At 74.7% G+C, this 26215-nt stretch carries 31 protein-coding genes; 13 read left to right on the top strand and 18 right to left on the bottom strand.

All coding sequences use genetic code 11. The features are described 5' to 3' along the window. Positions 1 to 2: 2 nt before the first annotated feature. Positions 3 to 1067, bottom strand: coding sequence for an extracellular solute-binding protein (locus AES38_RS02660; protein ID WP_053773664.1), 1065 nt, complete (start codon positions 1065 to 1067; stop codon positions 3 to 5). A 156-nt stretch (positions 1068 to 1223) separates the two neighbouring features. Here AES38_RS02660 and AES38_RS02665 point away from each other — a divergent pair, with 156 nt between their 5' ends. Continuing rightward, the gene (locus AES38_RS02665; protein ID WP_053773665.1) at positions 1224 to 2264 is read left to right on the top strand and encodes a LacI family DNA-binding transcriptional regulator; all 1041 of its coding nucleotides are present in this window, start codon (positions 1224 to 1226) and stop codon (positions 2262 to 2264) included. Here AES38_RS02665 and AES38_RS02670 read toward each other — a convergent pair. From AES38_RS02670 to AES38_RS02680, 3 genes are read right to left on the bottom strand one after another with little or no spacing between them, the layout of a single operon-like run. Beyond that, the gene (locus tag AES38_RS02670) at positions 2261 to 3145 is read right to left on the bottom strand and encodes an NAD-dependent epimerase/dehydratase family protein (protein WP_053773666.1); all 885 of its coding nucleotides are present in this window, start codon (positions 3143 to 3145) and stop codon (positions 2261 to 2263) included. The two genes, AES38_RS02665 and AES38_RS02670, sit on opposite strands and share 4 nt — an antisense overlap. Next, the gene (locus tag AES38_RS02675; RefSeq protein ID WP_053773667.1) at positions 3142 to 3567 is read right to left on the bottom strand and encodes a hypothetical protein; all 426 of its coding nucleotides are present in this window, start codon (positions 3565 to 3567) and stop codon (positions 3142 to 3144) included. The genes AES38_RS02670 and AES38_RS02675 overlap by 4 nt, the downstream gene beginning before the upstream one ends. Beyond that, entirely contained in the window at positions 3564 to 4799 is a 1236-nt protein-coding gene (locus AES38_RS02680; protein WP_053773668.1) for a benzoate/H(+) symporter BenE family transporter, read from the bottom strand. Before AES38_RS02680 ends, AES38_RS02675 begins: the two co-directional genes overlap by 4 nt. A gap of 101 nt (positions 4800 to 4900) precedes the next feature. Here AES38_RS02680 and AES38_RS02685 point away from each other — a divergent pair, with 101 nt between their 5' ends. From AES38_RS02685 to AES38_RS02710, 6 genes are all read left to right on the top strand, one after another. After that, positions 4901 to 6313: a M23 family metallopeptidase gene (locus AES38_RS02685; RefSeq protein ID WP_256998844.1), complete on the top strand. Its 1413-nt coding sequence runs from the start codon at positions 4901 to 4903 to the stop codon at positions 6311 to 6313. 45 nt (positions 6314 to 6358) lie between these two features. Then, positions 6359 to 7093, top strand: coding sequence for an SGNH/GDSL hydrolase family protein (locus AES38_RS02690; RefSeq protein ID WP_053773669.1), 735 nt, complete (start codon positions 6359 to 6361; stop codon positions 7091 to 7093). Between the two features lie 163 nt (positions 7094 to 7256). After that, complete coding sequence (locus tag AES38_RS02695) at positions 7257 to 7712, top strand: SRPBCC family protein (protein WP_053773670.1); 456 nt, start codon at positions 7257 to 7259, stop codon at positions 7710 to 7712. A gap of 2 nt (positions 7713 to 7714) precedes the next feature. Next, positions 7715 to 7951 carry a hypothetical protein gene (locus AES38_RS02700; protein ID WP_053773671.1) on the top strand — a complete coding sequence of 79 codons (237 nt, stop codon included), beginning with the start codon at positions 7715 to 7717 and terminating at the stop codon, positions 7949 to 7951. Positions 7952 to 8083: 132 nt separating this feature from the next. Continuing rightward, complete coding sequence (locus AES38_RS02705) at positions 8084 to 8860, top strand: RDD family protein (RefSeq protein WP_053773672.1); 777 nt, start codon at positions 8084 to 8086, stop codon at positions 8858 to 8860. 199 nt (positions 8861 to 9059) lie between these two features. Next, entirely contained in the window at positions 9060 to 10133 is a 1074-nt protein-coding gene (locus tag AES38_RS02710; protein ID WP_053773673.1) for an alkene reductase, read from the top strand. Between the two features lie 46 nt (positions 10134 to 10179). On the opposite strand, the gene AES38_RS02715 is transcribed toward AES38_RS02710, so the two are convergent. The 4 genes from AES38_RS02715 to AES38_RS02730 form a co-directional block, all read right to left on the bottom strand. Beyond that, positions 10180 to 10887, bottom strand: coding sequence for a response regulator (locus AES38_RS02715; protein ID WP_210768431.1), 708 nt, complete (start codon positions 10885 to 10887; stop codon positions 10180 to 10182). Then, positions 10875 to 12140 carry a sensor histidine kinase gene (locus AES38_RS02720; protein ID WP_072174602.1) on the bottom strand — a complete coding sequence of 422 codons (1266 nt, stop codon included), beginning with the start codon at positions 12138 to 12140 and terminating at the stop codon, positions 10875 to 10877. Before AES38_RS02720 ends, AES38_RS02715 begins: the two co-directional genes overlap by 13 nt. A gap of 68 nt (positions 12141 to 12208) precedes the next feature. After that, entirely contained in the window at positions 12209 to 12565 is a 357-nt protein-coding gene (locus AES38_RS02725; protein ID WP_053773674.1) for a TIGR02611 family protein, read from the bottom strand. Between the two features lie 85 nt (positions 12566 to 12650). Continuing rightward, positions 12651 to 13250 (bottom strand): TetR/AcrR family transcriptional regulator, encoded by a 600-nt coding sequence (locus AES38_RS02730; protein WP_053773675.1) that lies wholly within the window; start codon positions 13248 to 13250, stop codon positions 12651 to 12653. A 60-nt stretch (positions 13251 to 13310) separates the two neighbouring features. On the opposite strand from AES38_RS02730, the gene AES38_RS02735 reads away from it, so the two are divergent. Next, entirely contained in the window at positions 13311 to 14891 is a 1581-nt protein-coding gene (locus AES38_RS02735; protein ID WP_053773676.1) for an MFS transporter, read from the top strand. Positions 14892 to 14967: 76 nt separating this feature from the next. On the opposite strand, the gene AES38_RS02740 is transcribed toward AES38_RS02735, so the two are convergent. The 6 genes from AES38_RS02740 to AES38_RS16155 are packed head-to-tail and all read right to left on the bottom strand — an operon-like array spanning position 14968 to position 19243. Then, a complete protein-coding gene (locus AES38_RS02740) occupies positions 14968 to 16002 on the bottom strand; it encodes an LLM class flavin-dependent oxidoreductase (RefSeq protein ID WP_053773677.1) in 1035 nt (344 codons plus the stop codon). Between the two features lie 34 nt (positions 16003 to 16036). After that, entirely contained in the window at positions 16037 to 17059 is a 1023-nt protein-coding gene (locus tag AES38_RS02745; RefSeq protein WP_053773678.1) for an LLM class flavin-dependent oxidoreductase, read from the bottom strand. Positions 17060 to 17101: 42 nt separating this feature from the next. Further along, positions 17102 to 17422, bottom strand: coding sequence for a transcriptional regulator (locus AES38_RS02750; RefSeq protein ID WP_053773679.1), 321 nt, complete (start codon positions 17420 to 17422; stop codon positions 17102 to 17104). Continuing rightward, positions 17415 to 17873: a hypothetical protein gene (locus AES38_RS02755; RefSeq protein ID WP_053773680.1), complete on the bottom strand. Its 459-nt coding sequence runs from the start codon at positions 17871 to 17873 to the stop codon at positions 17415 to 17417. The genes AES38_RS02750 and AES38_RS02755 overlap by 8 nt, the downstream gene beginning before the upstream one ends. Positions 17874 to 17928: 55 nt before the next feature. Beyond that, a complete protein-coding gene (locus AES38_RS02760; RefSeq protein ID WP_053773681.1) occupies positions 17929 to 18894 on the bottom strand; it encodes a quinone oxidoreductase family protein in 966 nt (321 codons plus the stop codon). A gap of 31 nt (positions 18895 to 18925) precedes the next feature. After that, positions 18926 to 19243, bottom strand: coding sequence for a hypothetical protein (locus AES38_RS16155; RefSeq protein ID WP_244629218.1), 318 nt, complete (start codon positions 19241 to 19243; stop codon positions 18926 to 18928). A 606-nt stretch (positions 19244 to 19849) separates the two neighbouring features. Here AES38_RS16155 and cysK point away from each other — a divergent pair. From cysK to AES38_RS02780, 3 genes are read left to right on the top strand one after another with little or no spacing between them, the layout of a single operon-like run. Then, positions 19850 to 20788 carry a cysteine synthase A gene (gene cysK / locus AES38_RS02770; RefSeq protein ID WP_053773682.1) on the top strand — a complete coding sequence of 313 codons (939 nt, stop codon included), beginning with the start codon at positions 19850 to 19852 and terminating at the stop codon, positions 20786 to 20788. 2 nt (positions 20789 to 20790) lie between these two features. Further along, entirely contained in the window at positions 20791 to 21375 is a 585-nt protein-coding gene (epsC, locus tag AES38_RS02775) for a serine O-acetyltransferase EpsC (RefSeq protein WP_053773683.1), read from the top strand. Continuing rightward, on the top strand, positions 21375 to 22049 hold the full coding sequence (locus AES38_RS02780; protein ID WP_053773684.1) for a TrmH family RNA methyltransferase: 675 nt from the start codon (positions 21375 to 21377) through the stop codon (positions 22047 to 22049). Before epsC ends, AES38_RS02780 begins: the two co-directional genes overlap by 1 nt. 15 nt (positions 22050 to 22064) lie before the next feature. Here the strand turns inward: AES38_RS02780 and AES38_RS02785 are convergent, their stop codons facing one another. After that, on the bottom strand, positions 22065 to 22547 hold the full coding sequence (locus AES38_RS02785; protein ID WP_053773685.1) for a MarR family winged helix-turn-helix transcriptional regulator: 483 nt from the start codon (positions 22545 to 22547) through the stop codon (positions 22065 to 22067). A 41-nt stretch (positions 22548 to 22588) separates the two neighbouring features. Between AES38_RS02785 and AES38_RS02790 the strand changes: the two genes are divergently transcribed. Further along, positions 22589 to 23527 (top strand): EamA family transporter, encoded by a 939-nt coding sequence (locus tag AES38_RS02790; RefSeq protein ID WP_072174603.1) that lies wholly within the window; start codon positions 22589 to 22591, stop codon positions 23525 to 23527. Beyond that, entirely contained in the window at positions 23527 to 24108 is a 582-nt protein-coding gene (locus AES38_RS02795; protein WP_053773686.1) for a GrpB family protein, read from the top strand. Before AES38_RS02790 ends, AES38_RS02795 begins: the two co-directional genes overlap by 1 nt. An 8-nt stretch (positions 24109 to 24116) precedes the next feature. Here the strand turns inward: AES38_RS02795 and AES38_RS02800 are convergent, their stop codons facing one another. The 3 genes from AES38_RS02800 to AES38_RS02810 all read right to left on the bottom strand — a co-directional run bounded on the left by AES38_RS02800 (position 24117) and on the right by AES38_RS02810 (position 26179). Continuing rightward, complete coding sequence (locus AES38_RS02800; RefSeq protein WP_053773687.1) at positions 24117 to 24518, bottom strand: hypothetical protein; 402 nt, start codon at positions 24516 to 24518, stop codon at positions 24117 to 24119. A gap of 280 nt (positions 24519 to 24798) precedes the next feature. Next, complete coding sequence (locus AES38_RS02805) at positions 24799 to 25095, bottom strand: YrhK family protein (protein ID WP_053773688.1); 297 nt, start codon at positions 25093 to 25095, stop codon at positions 24799 to 24801. 82 nt (positions 25096 to 25177) lie between these two features. After that, positions 25178 to 26179 carry an adenosine deaminase gene (locus AES38_RS02810; RefSeq protein WP_053773689.1) on the bottom strand — a complete coding sequence of 334 codons (1002 nt, stop codon included), beginning with the start codon at positions 26177 to 26179 and terminating at the stop codon, positions 25178 to 25180. Positions 26180 to 26215: the final 36 nt, after the last annotated feature.

Below are 26215 nucleotides of genomic sequence, written 5' to 3' on the forward strand. Positions count from 1 at the left end.
GTCTAGCGGACCTCCGCCTGGTACCGGGTGACGAAGCCGGCCTGCGCGTCGGCGAGGGCCGCGTAGTCGACGACCTGGGCGCGGGCGAAGTCGTCCGCGCTCTCCACCTTGTCGGCGATCTCCGCGGGCACCTCGCCCGAGATCGGACGCACGTAGCCGCCGGCGAGCGTCGACTGGCCCTCCTCCGAGAGCAGGTAGTCGAGCCACTGCTTGGCGAGCTCCGGGTGCGGGGCGCCCTTCACGAGCGCGGCGACGTAAGGCACCTGGAGGGAGCCCTCGGCGGGGATCACGACCTCGAGCGGGGCGCCGTCGTTGTACTTCGCCGCGTATCCGTTGAAGTCGGCGTCGATGAGGATCGGGATCTCGCCCTGCACGACCTTGGCCGTGGCGGTCTGCGCGGGCGTGACCGCGCCGTTGGCCTTGAGCTGCTGCAGGTAGTCGATGCCGGGGCCGAAGTCGTCGATCGTCCCGCCCATCGCCATGTTCACGGCGGCGGCGACCGAGTAGCCGACGGCGGCCTGCGAGGGGTCGAGGTAGCCGGTCATGCCCCGGTACTCGGGCTTGAGCAGATCCGCCCAGCTGGTGGGGCAGGGGAGGTCGCCGAGCGCCTCGGTGTTGCAGATGAAGGCGATGGCGCCCGTGTGCACGGCGAACCACCGGCCGTCGGGATCCTTGAGGCCGTCCGGGATCGCGTCGAAGCCGGCGGGCTCGTAGGGCTCGGTGACGCCGGCCGCGACGGCCTTCGGCCCGAACGCGATGCCGAGGTACACGGCGTCGGCCTGGGGTGCGGCCTGCTCCGCCACGAGCGCGGCGAGCGCCTGGCCGGAGTTCTTGGTGTCGCTGGGCGCGGCGACCGACCGCTCCGAGCCGAACTGCGTCAGCAGCGCGCCGAAGTTCGCGAAGGACGTGGGGGAGTTGTAGGTGATGAGCGTGCCGGCCGAGGTGTCGCCGGAGCCCGCGGCGGCGGTGGATCCGGTGCCGGTGCTGGCCGAGGTGCAGCCGGCGAGGGCGAGCGCGGTGACGGCGGCGAGGGCCGTGGCGGCGACGCGGGTGCGGAGCAGGGACATGCGGGTGGGCCTTTCGTCGGGGATGACTAAAACGTTAAAGTCGAGGAGCGGCCCGCTCCGGTCCGCCGCGTGAACGCCGCCTGAACGGTCGCGGTCCAACCGGTCCCCGCTGCGGCCCCGGCCGACGCGCGCCCGCCGAGACGCTAGGAATGACGGATGACCCGCGACCCCGCCCCGCGCCGCCGGGTCTCGCTCACCGACGTCGCGCGCGAGGCCGGCGTCTCGGCGGCCGCCGCGAGCTTCGCGCTCAACGGCCGCTCGGGCGTCGGCGAGGTCGTCCGGGCGCGCGTGAAGGAGGCGGCCGCGCGCCTCGGCTACGTGCCGTCCACCTCGGCGGTCGCGCTGCGCACCGGCCGCTCGGGCGCGGTGGGCCTCCTCATCCGCAACATGCGGAACCCCTTCTTCCTCGACGTGATCGACGGCTTCGACGCCACGTGCGCGGCGGCCGGGCTCGGCGTCGTCATCGGGTCGGCCGACTACTCGCCGGCGCGCGAGGCCGAGCTCGTCGCGACCTTCGCGGCGCGCGGCGTCGACGGGCTCGCTCTCGCGCCCATCGGCGGGGGGAGCGCGGCGGCCGACTGGGACGGATCGACGGGCAAGCCCCTCGTGCTCATCAACGGCGCGGGCCACGCGCCCGGCATCGACGCGAGCCGCGTGCACGTCGACGGCGAGCAGGCGGTCGCGCACGCGATGGCGCACCTCCAGGACCTCGGGCACCGGCGCATCGCCATCGTCGCCGCGCCGCGCGACCGCAGCGCCGACGACGAGCGCGTCGCGGCCTTCCACCGGATCTGCGCGGAGCGCGGCCTCGCCCCGCGCGTCGTCGAGACGGCCATGCAGCACGCCGCCGCCGTGCAGGCGCTCACGCGAGCGCTCGCCGAGCCCGCGGACACGCGCCCCACCGCGATCGTCACGAGCAGCGACTACCTCGCGACGGCGGTCTACTCGGCCGCCGAGGCGGTCGGGCTCCGGATCGGCGTCGACGTCAGCGTCGTCGGCCACGACGACCTCGGCACGAGCCGCTTCCTCGCGCCGGCGCTCACGACGATCGCGGTAGACCGCGCGGCGCTCGGCGCCGCGGCCGCGCGCCGCCTCATCGAGCGGCTCGACGGCGGCGACGCCGGCACGACGGTGGTGCCGACCGCGCTCGTCGCCCGCGCATCGACGGGACCCGCGCCCGCGGGCGGATCCGCCTAGCGCGGCAGCGCGTTCCCGTCGGCGTCGAGGTGGTCGCGCCAGCTGCGCCTCGGCTCCCAGCCGAGGAGGCGGCGGGCCTTCGCGGTCGAGATGCCCGAGGAGTCCACGCGCTCGATCGCCCGCAGCTCGATGGCGTCGCCGTAGTGGCGCCTGAGCTCCGCGGCGAAGTCGTGCCCGCCCGCGTTGTCGGCGGCCGCGATGTAGAAGACCTCGTGGCCCGGCAGGTCGGAGGCGACCGACAGCACGATCGCGTCGGCCAGGTCGTCCGCGTCGATGTAGCTCCAGAGGTTTGCCGTGAGCACGGACGCGTCGCGCACCTGCTTGCCGAGGTTCGACGCGTAGTTGTCCTCGTTGTGCACGGTGCTCGGACGGAGCGAGATCACGCGGATGTCGGAGCGGCGCACGGCCGCGTCCATCAGCTGCTCGCCGAAGGCCTTGGAGAGCGCGTACGGATCCTGCGGGTGGAGCGGGTGCTCCTCGTCCACGGGTGCGTAGTCGGGCAGGAACGGCCGCTCGGGGAAGAAGTTCCCGACGATGCTCTCGCTCGAGATGTTGACGAAGCGCGGCACCCCGAAGCGCACGGCGGCCTCGATGAGGTGGAACGTCGACATGAGGTTCGTCTGCAGCACCACGTGCGCGGGGTTGCCCGTGGGCTGCGGGATCGCGGCCACGTGGACGACGGCGTCCATGCCCGCGACGACCGCGAAGGCGTCGCCCTGGTCGGTGAGGTCGGCCATCACGTAGCGGCCCGGCACCACGACGCCGGCGTCGAAGACCGGACGCACGAGGTCGACGCCCGTGACGTCGTGCCCGGCGGCGACGAGCGCCTCGACGGCGGCGCGGCCGACCTTGCCGCGGGATCCGGTGACGAGGACCTTCACGACGCCGCCCCGTCCTCGTCCGCGGCGGCGGGCGCCTTCATCACGACGGGGACGAACGGGTCGTCCTCCAGCCGCTCGGCGAACCACTCCTCGCCGACGTAGCCCTCCGACCACAGCTTCAGCGGCGTCGCGACCGTGGGCGTGAACAGCTCCCACCGGGTCCAGAGGCGCGCCTCCTCCCACATCATCCGGCCGACCTCGCGCGTCCAGCGCACGACGACGTGCTCGGCGGGCAGCAGGCGCTCGAACGCGGCCTGCGCCTCGGCCAGGCGGGCGGACCTCGTGCCGTCGCCCGAGACCTGCTCGGCGCTCAGGGCGAGGACCAGGGTCCAGGTCGTGCTCTGCAGCTCGGGGTCGCGCGGCGCGGCGGTGGCGGCGTCGCCTCCTGCTCCGGGCGTCGCGGGGGTGGTGTCGTGGCTCATGCGGCGTCGCGCTCCTCGTGTCGATCGAGTCTGTCACGCGGGGTCGCGCGCGTCCGGAGGGCGAGGTGCACGAGGACGCCGACGACGAGCGCGCAGAACGCGGCGCCCAGCCCGCCGACCGTGATCCCGGAGGCCGCCACCACGAACGTCGCGACCGCGGGCAGGTGCCCGCCCGGATCCCGCACCGCCGAGGCGAGGCTCGCCGCGAGGGACGGCACGAGCGCGAGCCCGGCGGCCGCGGCGACCACGCCGGCCGGGCCCGCGACGATCACCGCCGCGAGCGCCGCGGACGCGAGGCCCAGCACGAGGTTCGTCCAGCCGGCCGTGCGCGCCGCGCGCCACCGCTCGGCCGGATCCGGGTGCGCGGAGGGCGACGCCGACAGCGCGGCCGAGATCGCGGCGAGGTTCACCACGTGCCCGCCGAACGGCGCGCTGACGAGCGTCGCGGCGGCGGTCGTGGTCATCGCCGCCCGCCACGGCGTCTCGTAGCCGAACGACGCGAGCACCGCGACGCCCGGCAGGTTCTGCGACGCCATGGTCACGACGAAGAGGGGGATCCCGAGGGCGACGGCCGCCGCGAGGGTGAAGGCGGGCGCGGTCAGCTCCACCCGCGGCACGAGGTCCGCGAGCTCGAGCGACGTCCCCGGTGCGGGCCCGGCGACGGCGAGCGCGATCCCCACGACCACGAGCGCGGCGGCCAGCGCGGTCGGGGCCGCCCAGCGCGGGGCGAGGCGGACGGCGGCGAGCCAGGCGACGACCGCCGGCAGCACCACGAGCGGCGTGCGCACCGCGGCCGTGACGCTCGCGACGCAGAGGGGGAGGAGCACGCCCGCCAGCATCGCCGCGGCCACGCTCGCCGGGATCAGCCGCACGAGCCGCCCGAGCAGCGGCCAGAGCGCGGTCGCGAGCACGAGCACCCCGCACACGAGGAACGCGCCGACGGCCGCGGCCCAGCCGCCCTCGACCGCGCCGGATCCGATGAGCAGCGCAGCCCCGGGCGTCGACCAGGCGAGCGTGATCGGCCGACGGGTCCGCTGGGCGAGGAGGACGGTGCCGAGGCCCTGCGTGACGCACAGCGCGAGCAGCCCGGACGCGGCCTGGGACGGCGACGCCCCCACGGCGGCGAGTCCCGTGAGGACCACCGCCGACGTGCCCGCGAAGCCGACGACCGCCGTCACGATCCCGGCGCCGCGCGCCTGGGCCCGGCCCCCGATCGCCTCGCTCGCGGTCATGCGCGCTCCCGACCGGACGCGGGTCGTCCTGCCGCCCGATCCTAGGGTCCGGGCCCTCCGCCGGGCATCCTGCTCGGATTTCCTCAGCCGCGGAAACGAAAGTGGATGATGGTGTTCCTGCACATTTCGGTTACCGTCGAGAGGACCGCGCTCCACCGACGTCGACGAGGCCCGCCATCTCCCGCACCGACCGCACCTCCCGCCGCGCTCCCGAGCGCCCGCGGACCGCCGCCGCGCCGCGCCTCCGACTCGCCGCCGCGATCGCCGCGTCCGGCCTCCTGCTCGGCCTCGGCGTCCCGTCGGCGCAGGCCGCGGAGGAGTACCCCACCTGGTCCGAGGTGCAGGCGGCGCGATCCAGCGAGCAGGCCACCGCCGACCAGGTCACGCGCATCACCTCCCTCATCTCCGGCCTCTCCGCCGAGGTCGAGGCCGCGACCGCGCTCGCCCTCCAGCGCTCCGACGAGCACGCCGCCGCGGTGGACGCGCTCGACGAGGCCACCGGCGAGCTGGAGGCCCTCCAGACCAAGGCCGAGAAGGCGCAGGCCGAGGCCGACGACGCGAAGCGCCAGGTCGGGCAGCTCGTCGCCCAGCTCGCCCGCAGCGGGGGCGGCGGCGACGTCTCCCTCCGCCTCTTCACGAGCGGCGGCGAGGACGCCGACGCGCTCCTCGCCCGCATGGGCACCGCGACCAAGCTCGCCGACCGCCAGGACACCGCGTTCACGGCCGCCGTCACCTCGGCCCGCACCGCCGAGTCGCTCGGCAAGCAGGCCTCGGTCGCGAAGGAGGCGCTCGCCGCTCTCGCCGCCGACGCCGAGGCCAAGCTGCAGGAGGCCTCCGCGGCGCAGGCCCGCGCGGATCAGGCGCTCGCCGAGCAGGAGGCCCGCAGCTCCGAGCTCCAGGCGCAGCTCACCACGCTCCGCGACTCCCGCATCTCCGTCGAGGAGGGCTTCGCGATCGGCGAGCGGAAGCGCCAGGAGGAGGCGGCCGCCGAGGCCCGCCGCCAGGCCGAGGCCCGCGCGGCCGCCGCAGCCGCTGCCGCCGCCGCGAACGCCGCCGCGCGTCCGCCGGCCAACGCGCCGCGTCCGCCGTCGTCCGGCGGCCAGTCCGCATCCGGCTGGACCATGCCGATCCGCAGCTACGGCTCCTACCAGTCCTACGGCATGCGCCTGCACCCGATCCTCGGCTACTGGCGCCTGCACGCGGGCGACGACTTCGGAGCCGGCTGCGGCACGCCCATCTACGCGACGGCGGCCGGCACCGTGCAGTTCGCGGGCGGATCCAGCGGCTTCGGCAACGCGATCACCCTCAACCACGGCGGCGGCGTGACGAGCGTCTACGGCCACATGTACTCGTACGGCGTCATGGTCCGCACGGGCCAGACCGTGCAGGCGGGCCAGCAGATCGGCGCCGTCGGCAGCGCCGGCCTCAGCACCGGCTGCCACCTCCACTTCGAGATCCGGCAGGGCGGCGTCGCCACCTCGCCGATGCCCTTCCTCCGCAACCGCGGCGTCTGACCGGCCGAGTACGCTGGACGCGTCGATGACCGGGGGGTGCGACGCATGACGGGACGCATCAGGCGCGTGGCCCAGGCCGTGGCGCGGCCGGCCATCTTCGTGCAGTACCTGGCGCTGCGCGCGGGCCTGCAGAGCACGGTCTTCCCGCGGGACGCCGGTTCCGGCGTGGTGCCGGGGGAGTCGCCGCAGCGCGTCCTCGTCATCGGGGAGGCCACGGCCGTCGGCTTCGGCGTGCTGTCGCACGAGCTCGGCATGGCCGGCCACTTCTCCCGTCAGCTGGCCCGGCGCACCGGGCGCGGCGTGGAGTGGGCCACGCGCCCCTTTTCCGACCTCACCATCCACACGGCCGCGGGCACGGTCCGCGATCGCGCGCTCCTGGAGGGCGTCGACGTCGTGCTGCTCCTGGTGGGGGTGGGCGACAGCATCCGCCTCACGCCCCAGCGCACCTGGCGCCGCCTGATGTGCGCGGCCATCGACGACCTGAGCCGCGGCCTGCCGGAGGGCGCGCGCGTGCTCGTCGCCGAGGTCCCGCCGCTGCGCGAGAGCACGGGCGTGCCCGCGGCCTGGCGGCCGGTCGCCGACCGGCACGCCCGCCTGCTCAACCGCGTGACCGCGGAGATCGTCGCCTCGCGGGACGAGGCGCTCGCCGTGCCGTTCCCGCCCGAGAGCGTCATCGACATCGGCGACCCGGACGCCGCGCAGGCGTCGCGCGGGTACGCCTCGTGGTCGCGCGCCTTCGTCCAGCGGATGCTGGGGCCCGTCCCGAGCGCGGAGGCGTGACCGGCGGTTGACCGTTCCCTGTGCATTCCTCGTGTGCGGGATACGCGCTCCGGCCCGGGCGTAGCGTCGAACGCGTGCCCGTGCCGGTGTCTCCACCGGCGCCCGGGCTCCCGGATCGCCCGACGACCCGACCCCACGCACCGAATCCGAACGAGGAGAAGCAATGCCCCGAGTAATCGAGACCGTCGACGTCAACGTCCCCGTCAGCACCGCCTACAACCAGTGGACCCAGTTCGAGTCGTTCCCGAACTTCCTCAGCTACGTGGAGTCGATCACGCAGGTCACCGACACGCTCACCGAGTGGAAGGTCAAGATCGGCGGCGTCGAGCGCACGTTCGAGGCGAACATCACCGAGCAGCACCCCGACGAGCGCGTCGCCTGGAACTCCACGGGCGGCGACGAGGACCACGCCGGCGTCGTCACGTTCCACAAGCTCAGCGACACCGAGACCCGCGTCACCGTCCAGCTGGACTGGGAGGCCACGGGCCTCGTCGAGAAGGTCGGCGCCGCGATCGGCGTGGACGACCACGTCATCAAGGCCGACCTCAAGAACTTCAAGGAGTTCATCGAGAAGCGCGGCACCGAGGACGGCGCCTGGCGCGGGGACGTGAAGGCCTGATCGTGGACACCTCCGAGATCGTCTGGAACCAGGAGGCGCGCGACAAGATCCTCACGGACAGCGACCGCGTGCTCCAGGAGGCCGTGCTCACCGCGGCCGAGGAGCTCGAGGGCCAGGACTGGGAGACCGTGTACCAGCGCCTGTTCGAGCAGCTGAAGGACCGCTTCATCGACTTCGAGCCCGGCCCGGACCTCCGCAAGTACGCGGAGGCCGTGTCCCGCGGCGAGATCCAGCGCTGACGCCAGCGTCACCAGCACCACCGGGAGGGCCCGGCATCCGCGAGGGTGCCGGGCCCTCTCCGCGTCCCCGTCTCCCCAGCTGCTGGATACGCTGGATGCGCGCCGCGGGGCGCAGCGACCACGGGAGACGCGATGAGCGACACGGACGACCACGACGGACGGCCGGACGCGGAGCAGCCGCCGGAGGTGCGGGGCCCGGCGGACCCGCAGGGCGGGTCGGCGTACGCGCCGGCATCCGCGTACCCGGCCGGCTCCTTCCCGGTCGCGGCCCAGCCCGGCGATCCGCACCCCGCCGGCCCCTACGCGCCGATGCACCCGGGCGCGGTCCCGCCGCCCGGCTACGGCATGGTCCTCGTGCCGCACGCCCTCCGCCCGCTGCCCGAGCACATCGACCCGGCCTGGCGGCTCGCGGGCGTCGGCCGTCGCGCGGCCGGGCGGATCCTCGACCAGGTCGTGTTCGGGCTCGTCGGCGGCCTCTCCGCGGGGGCCTTCATCGTCCCTCTGCAGGGGATCGCGCAGCAGCGGATCAACGACATGCAGCTGATCGGCGAGGCCGCCGACGACATGATGGACACCTACTTCGGCGGCGCCATGATCGGGTTCCTCATCAGCTTGGTCGCGTACCTGCTCATCGCGACGTGGTGGCTCGGCTGGAAGGGCTCGACGCCCGGCAAGGCCATGGTCGGGATCCGCGTGCAGCGCTTCTCGGAGCCCGGCATGCTCGGCTTCGGGCGCGCGCTCCTCCGCGGCGTCGTGCAGAACGCGTTCGCGCTCGGCTCGCTCTTCACGATCTGGCTGCCGTACGCGTCCGTCGGCTGGGACTCCCGCCACCTGCTGCGCGGCTGGCACGACCTGGCCGCCGACGACGTGGTGCTCGCGCGCCGGACGGAGACGCCCGCCTCCTACTGACGCGGCGCGCTCGACGCGGCGCGCCCGGCGGGCGGGCAGCCTGACGAGCGCCTGGGAGAAGCGCCCGCGGAGGAATGGCGCCCTGCGGGTCCCGGTTCGTGCGAGGGCGGTCCGCCCGGACCGCTGGTCCCCGACGCCCCGCTCGACGTGATCCGTCGAGGCGCGCGCCGGGCCACCCGCGAGACGAAGGATCCACCACGTGAAGCTCTTCTCCCCCGTCACCCTGGGCGCCCTCGAGCTCCCCAACCGCGTCGCCATGGCGCCCCTGACGCGCATGCGCGCGGACGAGCACGGCGTCCCCGGCGACCTCATCGTCGAGCACTACACCCAGCGCGCGTCCACCGGCCTCATCGTCACCGAGGGCGTGTTCACGAGCGAGCGCAGCAAGGCGTACCCGGGACAGCCCGGCATCGTGACGGACGAGCAGATCGCCGGCTGGCGCCGGGTCACCGACTCGGTGCACGCCGCGGGCGGACGCATGGTCATGCAGCTCATGCACGGCGGCCGCGTCTCCCACGAGGACATCACGGGCGGCCTGCCGCTGCTCGCGCCGAGCGCCATCGCGATCCAGGGCGAGGTGCACGTGCCCACCGGCAAGAAGCCGTACCCCGTGCCGAGCGAGCCGGAGACCGACGAGGTCCCGCTCATCGTGGACGAGCTCACGGTCGCGGCGCGCAACGCCGTCGACGCCGGGTTCGACGGCGTCGAGATCCACTCCGCCAACGGCTACCTGCTGCACGAGTTCCTGTCGCCCGTCTCCAACGTGCGCACCGACGCCTACGGCGGATCGCCCGCGAACCGCGCGAAGCTCGGCATCGACGTGGCGCACGCGGTCTCCCGCGAGATCGGCGCCGACCGCGTCGGCATCCGGATCTCGCCGTCGCACAACATCCAGGACGTGCTCGAGGAGGACCCCGAGGAGACGCGCGCCACCTACGAGGCGCTGCTGTCCGGCATCGCGCCGCTCGGCATGGCCTACGTGAGCATCCTCCACGCGGAGCCCGCGGGCGAGCTCGTGCAGGGCCTCCGGAAGACGTTCGGCGGTCCGCTCATGATCAACAGCGGCTTCGGCGTCCAGACCGAGTACGACGAGGCGATCCAGCTGGTCGACGAGGGTACGGCCGACGTCGTGGCCGTCGGCCGCATGGTCATCGCCAACCCCGACCTCGTCGAGCGCTGGGAGTCCGGCGCGGGCACGAACGAGCCGAACCCAGCCACGTTCTACGGCCCCGGCGCCGAGGGCTACACCGACTACCCGGCGCTCGCGAGCTGATCCGCCGTGCCTGACCGGCTCCGGCCGGCACCGCCCGAGGCCGGGCTCACCCCGACGGGGCGAGCCCGGCCTCGTGCACGAGCACGGCGACCTGGACGCGCCCGTCGACGCCGAGCTTGTCGAGCACGTGCCCCACGTGCGTCTTCACGGTGGCGACGCCGAGGAACATCTCGGCCGCGATGCGCGCGTTCGACCACCCGCGCGCGATCGCCAGGGCCACCTCCTGCTCGCGTTCCGTCAGCGTCGCGAAGCGCGCCCGCTCGACCGTGCGGTCGGCGCGGTCGCGCTGGGCCGCGACGCCGATCACGGTGTCGAGCACCGTGGGGGACAGGATCGACCTGCCCGCCGCGACCTGCCGCACCGCCAGGACGAGGTCGACGGGCGGCGTGTCCTTGAGCAGGAACCCTCGGGCCCCCGCGCGGAGCGCCCCGAGCACGAGCTCGTCGGCGTCGAAGGTCGTGAGCACGATCACCGCCAGGTCCGGGCGCCGGGCGACCTCGCGGGCCGTGGCGGTGATCCCGTCGCAGACCGGCATGCGGATGTCCATCAGCACGACGTCGGGGGCGGTCCGCGCGATCACGGCGCCGGCGGCGAGCCCGTCGGCGGCCTCGCCGACCACCTCGAGCCCGTGCCCGCCGCCCAGCAGCATCGCGAGGCCCGCGCGGACGAGGGGGTCGTCGTCCACGACGACGACGCGGATCGACGGGCCGTCCGCGGGTACGACGCCCTCGAGTCCGTCGGTCACGCCGTCCACGGCAGCACCGCCTCGACCACGTGCTGGCCGTCGCGCCGCGCGACGTCGAGGCTGCCGTCCACGGCGCGGGCGCGCTCGGCGATCCCGGCGATGCCGTGGCCGGGCGTCGTCGCGGGGTCCGCGGCGGGATCCTCGGGCAGGGGGTTCTGGACGACGATGCGCAGGGATCCGCCGGCGCGGCCGCCCAGCGACACCTCGACCGGCGCGCCCGGCGCGTGCCGGCGGGCGTTGGTCAGGCACTCCTGGATGACGCGGTACGCGTGGCGCGAGGTCGTCGCGGACAGCCGCGGCAGGTCGTCGCGGGTGTCGGGGTGGACGTGCGCGTGCACCTCCACGCCGAGGGCGCGCGCCTCGTCGAGGAGCGCCGGGAGGTCGGCGAGCGTCGGCTGCGGGGGAGCGACGGCGGGCGAGCCCGACGGATCCCGCAGCACGCCCAGGACCTCGCGCAGCTCGGTGAGCGCGGTGCGGGCGTTGTCGCGCACGACGCCCGCGGTCGCGCGCACCTCGCCCGGGTCGAGGTCGTCGCGGTACTCCAGCGCGCCCGCGTGCAGGGCGACGAGGGACAGCCGGTGCGCCAGGACGTCGTGCATCTCGCGGGCGATCCGCGTGCGCTCGTGGTCCGCCGCCTGCTCGGAGCGGAGCGCCTGCTCCTCCTCCGTGAGCCGGGCGCGCTCCCGGAGCGACGCCAGCAGCTCGCGGCGGCCGCCCACGTAGAGACCCACGACGATCAGGAGGCCGAGCACCACGAGGAGCGCGGCGCCCGTGAGCGGCAGCTCCTCCGGGGTCACGGAGAGGGGCGAGAGGCCGGCGCCCTCCCACGCGGCGACCGCCGCGATCCAGACCGCCGTCGCGAGGGCGATCTCCTTCGGGCGACGGCGGGTCGCGAGCGACACCAGGGCGATCGCCGCGGCCGGGAGCCCGAGGGTCGACACCGCCCCGACGACGCCGAGGAGCACCGCGATCGCGACGGGCGCGTGGCGGCGCAGCGGGAGGAGCGCGATGCCGAGGAGCCCCGCGCCGGCGTCGAGCAGGAGCACGAGCTCGACGTGGGCGCCGGTGGCGCCCGTCTCGTCGACGAGCGTGAGCGTCGCGCCGAACGCGAGCGTGCCGATGACGAGGCTGAGCAGGACGAGCGCGGCCTCGCGGCCGACGACGCGGACGCGGACGCGGCGGGTCGGGCGGCCGCCGCCGGTGTCGCCGCTCGAGTCGCCGGCGGAGCGGACGCGGAGGAGGTGCGCGGTGCGGGTGGGCATGCCCCGACCCTACGGAGCCGGGCCGGACCCCCGGATCGACCGGAAGGGGGAGATGACGGGGTGGCGGGTCAGCGGGTGGTGCGGGCCGCGCGGCGCTCGGCGCGGGAGGCGCGCCAGCGGCGCCAGGCGTCCCAGAAGCGGTGCAGCTGGCGCTTGAGGAAGACGTTCACGCGGTGGGCGGCGGGGAACTCGGTGCCGAGCACGGCGATCCCGAGGAAGACGATGAGCCAGCCGGGGCCGGGCAGCGGGATGAGGACGATGCCGACGAGGACGATGGAGACGCCGAGGAGCCCCACGAGGATCCGGTAGAGCCAGCGCGCCTTCGGGTGCAGCTCGATCCAGGCCCGGCAGCGCCGCAGGAACCGCCGCAGCGGATGCGAGTGGCTGGAGCCCGCCTCGTACTCGCGGGTCAGGGTGTCGGACATGGGTTCACGCTACGGGCGGCGGGCGGCATCCGTCTTCCTCGTCCGGGGAATCCGCAGGATGCCGGCACGCGACGGCCAGGCGCGATCAGCGCGCGGGCGGCGCCGTGATCCGCCGCGCCGCCTCCACGACGGCAGCCCGGTCGGCGGCGCGCGCCCGGGGCGTGTCCGCGTGCATCGCGGGGTAGGGCGACTGCACCCAGGACTGCGCGAGCGCGAACAGCATCGTGAGGAGGCGCTGCGGATCCCACGACGGGTCGATGTGCCCCTCCTCCTGCCCGCGGCGGATGGCCTGCACCTTGGCCGACGGCGACGTGTCGCTGTGCGGCACGTCGAGCTGCACGCCGTCGAGCCGGGCCCACGCGAGCATGCGCCGGTGCTCGGGATGCTCGTACGCGTGGTCGAAGAGCTGGCCGACGAAGCCGGGGAGGTCGGCGGGATCCAGCGTCACGGCGGAGAAGAACTCGACGCCGTTGAGCTTCAGCACCGCGTGGAAGAGCGACTCCTTGTCGGTGAAGTGCGCGTAGAGCCGCTCCTTGCTCGCGCGTCCCGAGCGGGCGATGCGGTCCACCCGCGCGCCCGCCAGGCCATGGGCGGCGAACTCCTCGCGCGCGGCCAGGAGGATGCGGTGCCGGACGTCGTCCGGCCTCTCGTCGGTGGTGCGGGCGGACCCCGTCGTCGCTGCCATGTGAACAGCGTATGTCAAACGAACCGGTTCGTTTGACTCTTCGCCCGGGTCGGACCTAGATTGGACCGTCCTCGCCCGCCCGGGCGCCGCACGATCCTCCAGGAGCACCAGATCTCCCACGCACGCACCCCCGAGAACGCACCGCCCTCGACGTCCCCCGCCGCGCCCGCCGGCGCGAGCGCCAGCGCGCCCGCCGGCCCCGCCGCGCCGTCCGCCCGCAGCAAGTGGATCCTCCTCGCCGTCGTCGCCCTCGCCCAGCTGATGGTCGTGCTCGACGGCACCATCGTGAACATCGCCCTGCCCGCCGCCCAGCGCGACCTCGGCATGAGCGACGCCGACCGCACCTGGGTCGTCACCGTCTACGCGCTCGCCTTCGGCTCGCTGCTGCTGCTCGGCGGCCGCATCGCCGACTACTGGGGCCGCAAGCGCTCCTTCCTCCTCGGCATGGTCGGGTTCGCCGCGGCGTCCGCGCTCGGCGGCGTCGCCGTCACCGGCGAGATGCTGCTGCTGGCCCGCGGCCTCCAGGGCGTCTTCGCGGCGCTCCTCGCGCCCGCCGCCCTCGCGCTGCTGTCCGTGACGTTCCCGTCCGGCCCCGACCGCGTCAAGGCGTTCGCGGTCTACGGCACCATCGCCGGATCCGGCGCGGCCGTCGGCCTGCTGCTCGGCGGCGTGCTCACCGAGTACCTCAGCTGGCACTGGTGCCTCCTCGTCAACGTGCCGATCGCGGTCGTGGCGGTCATCGCGGGCATCCCGCTCGTGAAGGAGAGCCGCGCCGACGGCGACCGCAGCTACGACGTGCCCGGCGCCCTGCTCGTCACGGTCGGCCTCGCGTCGATCGTCTACGGCTTCTCCCGCGCGGAGAACGGCTGGGGGGAGCCCGACACGATCGGCTTCCTCGCGCTCGGCGCGGGGATCATGGTGGCCTTCGTCTGGTGGGAGTCGCGGGCGCGCAACCCGCTGCTGCCGCTCCGCGTGGTCGCCGACCGCACCCGCGGCGGCGCGTACCTCACCTCCGTGATGGTGGGCGCGGCGCTCCTCGGCGGGCTGCTCTACCTCACCCTGCACTTCCAGATCGTGCTCGGCATGTCGCCGCTGATCTCGGGCCTCGCGTCGCTGCCGATGGCCGCGACGATCATGCTCACGGCGCCGCAGGTCGCGCGGCTCCTGCCGCGGGTCGGCCCGCGGATCCTCATGACCGTCGGTCCGCTGATCGCCGCCGCCGGCCTCCTCTGGTTCAGCCGCGTGACGGTCGACGGCGCGTACGTCGTGCAGGTGCTGCCCGGCCAGATCCTGCTCGGCATCGGGCTCGCGTGCGTGTTCGTGCCCATGCAGAACGTCGCGCTCTCCGGCATCGAGCCGAGGGACGCGGGCGTCGCGGGCGCGGCGCTCACGGGCACGCAGCAGATCGGCGGATCCATCGGCACGGCGGTCTTCACCGCGCTGTTCGCGTCGGCTGTCACCGCGTCCGTCACGGACGGCGTCCAGAACCCGCTCCAGCAGCAGGTCGACGGCTACCACGTGGTGTTCCTGGCGGCGGCGATCGGCGTGGCCTGCGCCTCGATCATCTCCTGGTCGATGGTGCGCGTGCCCCTCGAGCGCTTCCGCGAGGGCGCGTCGAGCGAGGCCGTGAGCATGCACTGATCCCTCGTCCCTCGCCGGATCACGACGACGCCCCTCCCGCATCGCGCGGGAGGGGCGTCGTCGTGCGCGGGCCGGGTCAGGCCGCGGGCGACCAGCCGAGCGCGGGACCGAGGCGGCGGGCGACGTCGGTGAGGACCTGCGTCGCGTCATCCGGGCGCAGGTCGTCGGGCAGCACGATCGCGAGCTCGTCGGCGGCCTGCACCGCGCGGTCGGCGCGGAGGGCGGCGGCGAGCTCGTCGGCCGGCCCCACGAGGTCGCCGGCGCGGACCATGCTCGCGCCGCCCGGACGACCCTCCGCCCGGGCGGACCGCTCGGCGCGCGCCTCCGCGTCGGCCCGGTAGCGGGCGACCTGCTCGGCCGTCGCGCCGTCGGTGGGCACGACGACCAGCGCGAGGGTCACGTGCGCGGCGGCCGGATCCGGGTGGGCGTCCCGGTAGGCGTCGATCAGCGCGCGCTGGTCCTCGCCGAAGCCGTCGCCCCCGCCCGCGCCGCGCTCCGTGACGCCGGAGGCGAGCAGGCGGAAGCCGTGCCCGCCCGCCCACGTGGCGGTGCGGATCGTCGCGGCGCCGTAGCCGAGCCGGTCGGCGAGCCCGGGGGACGCGGGCTGCACGGTGGAGGCGAGGGGCTCGTCGTCGTCGTGCTCCTCGACGCGGGGCACCGCGCCGCCGCGCAGCAGGTCGCGGAAGCGGAGCAGGCGCTCGCGGCCCGGCTCCTCGTGCGCGGCCGTCACGGGATGGATCGCCCGGTCGAGGGCCGCCATGCGCCCCGGGTTGCCGACCGAGAGGCCCGGGCGCAGGCGCCCGCCGGAGAGGAGGTCGACGGTGGCGAGGTCCTCGGCGAGGCGGAGCGGGTTCTCCGCGCGGATGCCGATCGACGCCGTGCCGAGCGCGATGCGGCGGGTGCGCTGCGACGCCGCGGCGAGCAGCGCGACGGGGGAGGAGATCGCGGGCCGGAGGTGGTCGGGCCGGAGCCACGCGGTGTCGAGCCCGAGCGCGTCGCCGAGCTCCACGAGGCGCAGCGCCTCCTCGAGGCCGGGCGCGGGATCCGCCGGGTGGAGGGGGCCGGTGGTGAGGAAGCCGAGGCGCGTCAGCGGGGATCCGGGTGCGGGCATGGCACGAGGGTAGGCGGTGCGCCTGCGCGCCGGGTCAGGCCGTCGCGGGCGACCAGCCGAGCGCCGGGCCGAGGCGCTCCGCGACGTCGGTGAGGATCTGCTCGAGGTCGGCCTCGCCGAACGTGAACGGCAGGGCGAAGGCGACCTCGTCGACCGCCTGGTAGCCCGCATCGGCGTGCAGGGTCGCGGCGATCTCCTCGGAGGTGCCCACGAGGTCGGCGGCGAAGAGCATCCTCCGCGGACCGATCGGCACGCCGACGCGGTGGGCGCGGGACGCGGCGTACGCCTCGTAGCGGGCGACCTGCTCGGGCGTCGCGCGGTCGGTGGGGATCACGACGAGGCCCTGCGACACCCGCGCCTCGGCGCCGCGCGGGTGGGCGGCCCGGTAGGCGTCGATCTGCGCGCGCTGGTTGGTCGCGAAGTCGTTCCCGAGCATGCCCTCGGTCACGCTCGACGCCAGCAGGTGGAAGCCGATCTCCGCCGCCCACACGGCGGAGCGGACGCCGCCCGCGCCGTACCAGAGCCGGTCGACGAGGCCCGTCGCGTGCGGCTGCACGGTGGACGCGAACTCCTCCTGGCCCTCGCGTCCGGCCCGGTCGTCCACGGCGTCGCCGCGCACGTGGTCGCGGAAGCGCAGCAGCCGGTCGTAGCCCAGCTCCTCCTGCTCGAGCGTGTCGGGGTAGATGGCGTCGCGGTACCGGTCGAACGACATCGGCGTGCCCGCGCTGAAGCCGGGCTGCAGGCGGCCTCCCGTGAGGAGGTCCACCGTCGCGAGGTCCTCGGCGAGGCGGAACGGGTTCTCGGCGCCGATGGGCGTGACGGCCGTGCCGAGGTGGATGCGGCTGGTGCGCTGCGAGGCGGCGGCCATCACGGCGACGGGGGAGGAGATCCCGTGCTGGAGGTGGCGGTGCCGGAGCCACGCGCTGTCGAAGCCGAGCTGCTCGCCGCGCTCGATGACGCGGAGCGTGGTCTCGTGGCCGGCCGCGGGATCCGCCGGGTCGAAGGTGCCGATGGTGAGGAAGCCGATGCGCTTCAGCGGGGTACCGGATGCGGGCATGGGACGAGGGTAGGCGCTCTCCCGCGCGCCCGTGCGGACGGGTCAGGCGGGTCCGGCGCCGGCCTGCTCGCCCGCGATCTCCGTCAGCGCCGCCACGTGCCCGTCGAACGCGCGCCGTCCCGCCGGGGTGAGCGCCAGCCAGGTCAGCTGCCGCCGGTCGCTCCGGCCCGCGGACGACGCCTTGCGCGAGGACACGTAGCCGCTGTCCGCGAGCGTCCGGAGGTGCTTGGAGAGGCTCGCGTCCGCGACGCCGAGGGTGTCGCGCAGCACGGTGAAGTCGATCTGGTCGACGCGGCGGAGGATCCCGCAGATGCGCAGGCGGACGGGCGCGTGGATCAGCTCGTCGAAGGCCGCCTCAGCCACGCCGGGCGATCTCCCGCACCGCCGCGCGGAACGCGAGCGTCGACAGCCGCGTGACGAGGAGGGACGCCGCGACGGCCGTGATCGCCACACCCCAGCCGAGCCCCTGCGCGACGAGCCCGAGCGAGACGGAGAACAGCACGAGGCAGGCGACGAGCGCGGCCGCGGCGAGCAGCGCGGCCCGAGCCCCGATCCGGCGGAACCGGATGCCCGTGGTGCGCCGGAGGAGGACGAGCAGGATCACGGCCGCGGCGACGGCGACCCACGACGTGGTCGGCGGCTCGTAGTCCGCTCCCGGGGAGAGGGTGGCGGTCTCCGCCACCCAGACGAGGGCGATGGCGCCGAAGCCCGCGAGGTGCCAGCGCGGCTCGGGGATGCGGGAGGCCAGGGCCTGCCGGTCGGCGTGGAGGCCGTCCAGGGCCGCTGCGGCGTCCTGCGCTCGATCGTTTTCCATGATGGAAAGCTACATGTCAGTTTCCTCCACGGCAAGTGATCGCGCGGCTCTCCCCTCAGGGGATCAGGACGATCGAGCCCGTGGTGCGCCTGGCCTCGAGGTCCTCGTGGGCGCGCGCCGCGTCGGCCAGCGGGTGGGTCGCGCCGACGCGCACGTCGAGGGACCCGTCGAGGACCCCGGCGAACAGCTCGCCCGCGCGCCAGCGCCGCTCCTCCGCGTCGAGCAGGAAGTGCGCGAGCGTGGGGCGGGAGACGGAGAGGGAGCCGCCGGAGTTGAGCCGCTGCAGGTCGAACGGCGGCACCTGCCCGCTCGCGCCGCCGAAGAGCACGAGCGTGCCGCGGATCCGCAAGCTGGCGAGCGACCCGTCGAACGTGTCGCGCCCCACGCCGTCGTAGACCACGTCGACGCCGCGACCGCCCGTCAGCTCGCGGACCCGCACGGGCACGTCGTCGTAGCCGAGCACGTGGGTCGCGCCCGCCGCGCGCGAGAGGGCGGCCTTCTCCTCGGTGGAGACGGTGGTGATGACCTCGACGCCGCGGTCGACGAGCAGCTGCGTGAGCAGGAGCCCGACCCCGCCGGCGCCCGCGTGCACGAGCGCGCGATCCCCGGGGCCGGCCGGGTACGAGCTCGTCGCGAGGTAGTGCGCGGTGAGGCCCTGGAGCGGGAGGGCGGCGGCGGTCTCCATCGCGACGCCGTCGGGCACGGGCAGCAGCGTCTCCGCGCGGACGAGCGCGTGCTGCGCGTAGGTGCCCGACGCCTCGGCGGTCGCGACGCGGTCGCCCACGTGCACGCCGGTCACCCCGTCGCCGAGCGCCTCGATCACGCCCGCGGCCTCGGATCCCGGCACGTACGGGTGCGCCATCGGGTAGATGCCGCTCCGCCGGTACGTGTCGATGAAGTTGACGCCCGCGGCGTGCACGCGGATCCGCACCTCGCCGGGCCCCGGATCCGGCACCGGCCCGTCCATCAGGGTCATGACCTCGGGCCCGCCGGGCCCCTCCACCTCGATGCGCGCGCTCATGGGTCCAGCCTGCCGCGTCCGCCGCCGACGGTCACGTGTCACGCGCGGGTCGGTCCCCCTCGTCCGGGTCCCGCTCCTCGTCCCGCGCCCGCTGCGTCTCGCGCTCGGCGATCCTCCGGCGGTACCCGTCCATCGCCCGCTCGTCCAGACGGTGGCGGATCTCGGCGACGTCGGGCGCGAAGGTCTCCTTCGTCATCGCCTTCAGCGCGACCCACTTCTCGTGGAACTCGGCGTCGGTGTCGCCGGGCCGCCACGCGCGCGACCAGAGGACGAAGGTCGCTTCGACGCCGGCCATCACGGAGGCGAGCACGACACCGGTCGGGACGCCGAGCCACGGGATGACCGTCATGGCGGACGCTGCGGACCCTGCGAGCCACGGGAGCACCGCGAAGGCCCATCCCCCCCGGGGACGTCGAGCGGCCGCGGACGACGAGGGGGCGCTCGACCACGACCTCGACGACGGAGGAGACCAGGGCCATGAGGGTCACGCCTCCGATCGTCCGATCGAGCGAGCCCGGGCCCCAGGCGGGGACGAGCATGAGGGTCTGGGACACCACGACCACGATCGGCGCCGTGAACAGCGCGACCGTGAGGTGCCCCGACAGCGGCGCCCACATGCCGGGCGGTGTCCAGTCGGGAGGGTTCCGCCGCACCCGGTTCCGCTCTTCCGGATCGGGCACGTCACGCAAGCCGTGAGGTGAGATGGATGGGCATGCTCCTCCTTCGAAGGCGCGGGGGCCGAGCGTCGGGTGCGGCCGCCGCGGGTGGTCGCGCGCATCCTCGTCCGAGAGGCGCCGGCGACGAGGGCCTCCTCCACAGAGTGCGCGACGGCGCGCGACGCCCGCGCAGGAATGCCGCCGCGACGCGCGCGGTTGCGCTCGCATAGGCTCGAAGACGAGTCAGGTGCGGCAGGCAGGGCCCCGCACCGATCAGGATCACGACGAAGGTGGAACCCATGGCAGGTCGCGTCTACGACGACATCACCCAGCTGGTCGGCGGCACGCCGCTCGTGCGCCTCAACCGGCTCACGGAGGGGCTCGACGCGACCGTGCTCGTGAAGCTCGAGTCGCACAACCCCGCGTCGAGCGTGAAGGACCGCATCGGCGTCGCGATCATCGACGCGGCCGAGGCGTCGGGGCAGCTGAAGCCCGGCGGGACGATCGTCGAGGGCACGAGCGGCAACACCGGCATCGCGCTCGCCATGGTCGGCGCGGCGCGCGGGTACAAGGTCGTCCTCACGATGCCCGAGACCATGAGCGTCGAGCGCCGGCTGGTGCTGCGCGCGTACGGCGCGGAGATCGTGCTGACCCCCGGCCCCGAGGGCATGCGCGGCGCGGTCGACCGGGCCAAGCAGATCGTGGACGAGACGCCGAACGCCATCTGGGCGAAGCAGTTCGCGAACGCGGCCAACCCGCAGAAGCACCGCGAGACCACGGCCGAGGAGGTCTGGGCGGACACCGACGGCGCCGTCGACGTGTTCATCGCGGGCGTCGGCACGGGCGGCACCATCACGGGCGTCGGCCAGGTGCTCAAGGAGCGGAAGCCCGGGGTGCAGATCGTCGCGGTCGAGCCGCTCGACTCGCCCATCCTCACCGGCGGCAAGCCCGGGCCGCACAAGATCCAGGGCATCGGCGCCAACTTCGTGCCCGAGATCCTCGACACGGAGGTCTACGACGAGGTCGTCGACGTGTCCCTCGAGGACTCCATCCGCGTCTCGCGCGCGCTCGCGACCGACGAGGGCATCCTCTGCGGCATCTCGTCGGGATCCATCGTGTGGGCCGCGCTCGAGATCGCGAAGCGGCCCGAGAGCGCGGGCAAGACCATCGTCGCGATCGTGTGCGACTACGGCGAGCGGTACCTCTCGACCGTGCTGTTCGACGACCTGCGCGACTAGGCGTGGGGATCGTCGCCCGGGTCGTCGAGGACCTCCGGACAGCGCGCGCCCACGATCCGGCCGCGCGCGGGTACCTGGAGATGGTGCTCGGCTACCCGGGCCTGCACGCCGTGTGGCTGCACCGGGTGTCGCACGCGCTCTGGCGTCGGCGTCTGCGCTTGGCGGCGCGGCTGCTCGCGCAGGCCGGGCGGGCGCTGACCGGGGTGGAGATCCACCCGGGGGCGCGCATCGGCCGGCGGCTGTTCATCGACCACGGCATGGGCGTCGTCATCGGCGCGACGGCGGAGGTCGGCGACGACGTGCTGATGTACCACGGCGTCACGCTCGGCGGGAAGAGCCTCGTGCACGGCAAGCGGCACCCGACGGTCGGCGACGGCGTCACCATCGGCGCGGGGGCGAAGCTGCTCGGGCCCATCACGATCGGCGCGGGCAGCGTCATCGGAGCGAACGCGGTGGTCGTGAAGGACGCGCCCGCGGGATCCGTGCTCACGGGCATCCCCGCCGTGGAGACCGGCAAGCGGGCGGGGCGCGGGCCCGACGCGCACGTGGATCCCGCGTTCTTCGTCGACCCGGCGATCTACATCTGATGCCGCCGACCGAGGCGCCCGGCGAGCCCGGCCACGTCGAGCCGACGCCGACCGTCGAGCTCTCCACGCACGGCGTCGGCCCCTGGCCCGGCGGCCCGGACGCGTGGCCCGACGAGCCGCACCTGGATCCCGAGCTCCTCGAGCGCGGCGACACCCGCAACGTCATCGACCGCTACCGCTACTGGCGCATGGACGCGATCGTCGCCGACCTCGACCAGCACCGGCACCCCTTCCACGTGGCCATCGAGAACTGGCAGCACGACATGAACATCGGGTCGATCGTGCGGAGCGCCAACGCGTTCGCGGCCGACACCGTGCACATCGTCGGCCGGCGCCGCTGGAACAAGCGCGGCGCGATGGTGACCGACCGGTACCAGCACGTCGTGCACCACGCGACCATCGCCGACCTCGTGGAGTGGGCGCGCGGGGAGGGGCTGCCGCTCATCGCGATCGACAACGTCGACGGATCCGTGCTGCTCGAGACCACGTGCCTCCCGGAGCGCTGCGTGCTGGTCTTCGGCCAGGAGGGCCCGGGCCTCAGCGACGAGGCGGTCGCGGCCGCGGACATGACGGTCGCGATCTCGCAGTTCGGATCCACCCGCTCCATCAACGCGTCGGCGGCGGCCGCGGTCGTGATGCACGCGTGGATCACGCAGCACGTGGCGTTCGACTGACGCGCGGCACCGTCGCTAGGCGCCCGCCGGGCCGAGCCGGCCGAGCAGCTCCGCGAGCATGCGGCGTTCCCGGGCGTCGAGCGGGGCGAGCAGCGCCTCCTCGGTCGCGAGGTGGTCGGGGAGCACGCGGTCGACGAGCTCCCGGCCCGCCGCGGTGAGCTCGACGAGCTTGCCGCGCCCGTCCTCGGGGCGGGGGAGCCGGGTGACGAGGCCGAGCGCCTCGAGGCGGTTGAGGCGCTGGGCGACCGCGCTCGTCGTGATCATCGACTCCTGAGCGAGCGCAGCCGGAGGCAGGCGGTGGGGTGCTCCCTGGCGCCGGAGGGTCGCGAGCACGTCGAAGGTCGACGCGTCGATCCCGTGGCGCGCGAAGGTGCGGTCGAGCTCAGCGGCGAGGGTCCCGGCGGCCCGCGCGAGTCGCCCGATGACGGCCATCGGCGAGGCGTCCAGGTCGGGGCGCTCGGTGCGCCACTGCTCGAGGATGCGGTCGACGTGGTCCATGCGTCGATCCTACTGGCTAAGCGATGAGCTACATTGGCTCAGTGCTTAGCCATCGTGTCCGACTCGTCCTCCTGACCGCCGTGGCGCCCGTCCTCTGGGGCACGACCTACGCCACCTCCACCGCCTTCCTGGTGCCCGGGCATCCCCTGCTGACCGCGACGCTCCGCGCGCTGCCCGCCGGTCTGGTGCTGCTCGCGATCGGTCGCCGGCTCCCGCACGGCGCCTGGTGGTGGCGCTCCGCCGTCCTCGGCGCGCTCAACATCGGCGCGTTCTTCGCGTTCCTCTTCATCGCGGCTGATCGCCTGCCCGGCGGGGTCGCGGCGGTGATCGGGGGGATCCAGCCGTTGCTCGTCTCCGCGCTCGCCGCGTGCGTGCTCGGGGAGCGATCGCCGATCCGGGTGGTCCTCGCCGGGATCGCGGGCCTCGCGGGCGTCGCGCTCATCGTGCTGCGGGCCGACGCACGGCTCGATGCGACCGGCGTCGGTGCCGCCCTCGCCGGGGCGGTCTGCATGGCCGTGGGCGTGGTGCTCGCGAAGCGGTGGGGTGGGGATCACCCGCCCCTCCTGACGACGTCCTGGCAGCTCCTCGCCGGCGGGATCCTCCTCGCGGCGCTCACGGCGGCGTGCGAGCCGCTGCCCGCCGCACCTCTCACGCTCGTGAACGTCGCCGGGTACGCGTACCTCGCTCTCGTCGGCACCGCGCTCGCGTACCTCCTGTGGTTCCGCGGCGTGCGCGGGCTCCCGGCCCGCGTGCCCGCGTTCCTGGGGTCGCTCAGCCCGGTCGTCGCCGTCGTGATCGGGCTCGGCTGGTCGGGCGAGACGCTGTCACCGGTGCAGGCTCTCGGGATGGGCCTGGTGCTGGCCTCGGTCGGCGCGGCCGTCGCGGCCCGGGCTCCGCGTCCGTCCACGCCGCGCTCGGGGGAGTCGCATCCCGAGGAGCGGGGCCGCGACGCGCGTCCCCCTGCCAGGATGTCCCGGTGATGGACGACCGCGCCCGCCGCCGACCCGACGTGACGACCGTGGAGGTGGTGGGCGGGCAGCCGCCGCTCACGATGGGGCTGCAGGAGCACGACCCCGGCTGGGCGGAGGCGTACCTCGCGCACCGGCGGCGGATCCTCGAGGCCGTGGGCGACGCGGCGCTCGCCGTGGAGCACATCGGCTCCACGTCCGTGCCGGGCCTCGCCGCGAAGCCCATCGTCGACGTGGTGGTCGTCGTGGCCGACGTCACGGCGGAGGAGGACCACGTCGAGCGCCTCGTCGCCGCGGGCTACGCGCTGCGGGTCCGCGAGCCCGGGCACCGCCTCGTGCGCACGCCGGCGCGGGACGTCCACGTGCACGTGTACGAGGAGGGCGATCCCGCGGTGGAGGCGTACCTGCTGCTCCGCGACCGGCTGCGCTCCGATGCGGCCGACCGGGGCCTCTACGAGCGCACGAAGCGGGAGCTGATGACGCGGCGGTGGGAGACGATGGACGCCTACGCGGAGGCGAAGTCCGCGGTGATCCAGGGGATCCTCGGGCGGGCGCGGGCGGCGCGCGAGGCGCGCGGATCCGGACCCGTCTGAGCGACGCGCTAGCGGAACGGCCAGTCGTCGATCGTGTGCGGGGTCGCGATGACCTGCACGTCGTCGGCGTAGACGATGCGCCCGGGCGTCCGCGTGCGGAGCTCCTGCCACGGGACGTCGTGCCGGTCGAGCAGGGCGAGGTAGTCGGCCGTGAACGCGAGGAGGTCCGTGGCGCTGGCGAGGAACCAGGCGCGCGCGCCGGGATTCAGGACCCGGTCGTAGCACTCGGGGTCGACCGAGCGCGGATCCGCGTAGGACTCGGACGCGCGCGCGTTCGCCGCGTCCATCCACTCGCCCTCCTCGTCCGAGAGCATGCCGCTGAGGCGCAGCCCGTCGGCGAGGGCGAAGACCCCGGGGAACGTCCCGCGGCGGTTGGGGACGGCGCTCTGGAAGCGGACGTAGTCGGGCACGCGCCGATGCTAGGGAGCCGGGCTGCGGATTCGGCCGCGCGGGCGCGGAGCGGACAGCGGGCGGCGCCGGGCGGGCATGCGGCGGGCGCTGCGCGGGCATCCGGCCGCCGCACGGGGCGGGTGGTGGCGCCGCGCGGATCCGCTCGCACCCCAGACGGGAGACCCGTGCCCGCGCGGAGCACGCTGCTCGGCGTCACCGTGCCCGGCTACGACGACCAGCTCGTGGAGGTCGAGGCGGTCGCGGCCGTCGTCGGCTGAGCGGTAGCGCGCGGCCGGATCCTCAGAAGTCGCGTCCCGTGTCGCCCGGCGCTCCGGATCCGATGCGGGTGAGGTGCACCCGGCGACCCAGGCGGATGAGCGGGCGGATCATCAGCTGGATGCTGCCGACGAGGAACAGCCACGTGCCCGCCGTGGTGGTGGACTCGGAGAAGAAGAGGACGCTGCCGGCGACGAACCACGCCGCGACCATGATGTCGTTGACGATGCTCGCGACCTCGTACTTGTGGCGGATGACGAGCTCCTCGTCCCCGATCGTGATCGTCAGGGAGCGGCTGGGCGGGGGATCCTGTGACGTCATCCGTCGATGCAACCACGGGGACGCGCCCTGCCGTCGCGCCGGGGCGGCACCGGGAGCCGGAACGACCGCGTCGACCGCCGGATCAGAGCGCCGACGCCCGCCAGGCGTCGACCGCGGCCAGCAGCTCGGCCCGCCGCTCGTCGGGGAGGAACGACGCCTCGAACGAGTTGCGGGCGAGGAGCGCGACCTGGTCGTCGTCGAACGCGTGCGCCTGGCGCAGCTGCCGGAGGTTCTCGCCGAGGTAGCCGCCGAAGTAGGCCGGGTCGTCGCTGTTCACCATCGCGAGGACCCCGCGGGCGAGCAGCTCGGGCAGCGCGTGCTCGTCGAGGGTCTCGTTCACACCGAGGCGCACGTTCGAGAGCGGGCAGACGGTGAGCGGGATCCGGTCGGCGACGAGCCGGTCGACGAGCGCGGGATCCTCGAGGCAGCGCACGCCGTGATCCACCCGCTCGACGTGCAGCAGGTCGAGCGCCTCCCACACGTACGCGGGCGGGCCCTCCTCGCCCGCGTGCGCGACGGCGTGCAGACCCAGCTCCCGGGCCCGCGCGAACACGTCGACGAACAGCGACGGCGGGTAGCCGACCTCGGCGGAGTCGAGCCCGACCGCGAGCAGGTCGTGGGTGCGGTGCGCGACCGACTCGAGGGTCGCCATCGCCTCCTCCACCGGGCGGTCGCGGAGGAAGGAGAGGATCAGGCCGCCCGAGATGCCGTGGCGGACGCGCGCGTCGCGGAGGGCGTCGAGCAGCCCGTCGAGCACGTCGTCGACGGCGACGCCCCGGGTCGTGTGCGCCTGCGGGTCGAACGACATCTCCACGTGCCGGATCCCGTCCGCCGCGGCCCGCTCGAGGTACGCGGCCGCGAGGTCGTGGAAGTCGCGGCGGGTGCGGAGCACCGCGGTGCACGCGTAGTAGAGGTCGAGGAACGACTGCAGGTCGGTGAAGGCGTAGCGCGAGCGGAGGTCCTCGATGCCCGCGTACGGCAGCTCGACGCCGTTGCGCTCGGCCAGCTCGAAGACCAGCTCCGGTTCGAGGGTCCCCTCGACGTGGAGGTGCAGCTCGGCGGTGGGCGGGAGGGTGGAGATCATCCGACCACGGTATCGGGCGGGCGCCGGTCGGCTGCC

It is taken from the genome of Clavibacter capsici (genome assembly GCF_001280205.1).
Classification (GTDB): Bacteria; Actinomycetota; Actinomycetes; order Actinomycetales; family Microbacteriaceae; genus Clavibacter; species Clavibacter capsici.